The sequence below is a fragment of the Priestia sp. SIMBA_032 genome (genome assembly GCF_046535215.1).
GTDB classification, from domain to species: domain Bacteria; phylum Bacillota; class Bacilli; order Bacillales; family Bacillaceae_H; genus Priestia; species Priestia aryabhattai.
On record NZ_JAWRXD010000966.1, the window covers coordinates 1 to 260 of the forward strand.

1 protein-coding gene is annotated in these 260 nt (G+C 38.1%); it reads right to left on the reverse strand.

Going from position 1 to position 260, the window contains the following annotated elements:
• Positions 1 to 219, reverse strand: a 219-nt coding sequence (locus SB717_RS37220) for a hypothetical protein (protein ID WP_410908132.1), incomplete at its 3' end; no start/stop codon positions are given.
• Positions 220 to 260: the final 41 nt, after the last annotated feature.

Below are 260 nucleotides of genomic sequence, written 5' to 3' on the forward strand. Positions count from 1 at the left end.
GTTAAAAGCATCAAAATTGACCTCTTGGGAATAAAATGTAGTTAGCCCTCCTGCTGAATTTATGGTTGCTTCATCCGATTCAAAATAAAAAAGGCCAGAGGCCAAGGTAGGTGTGATGCTCAAATCATCAATCTGATCAAAATCCTGTTCCTCCGTGCAGGATTGTGCCAAAAACAAAAATCCCGTGAACAAGAAAACGGAATAGAATACTCTTTTCATAGCAGAAAGCATTTTCCAGTGTAATTAATGGGATATACTAC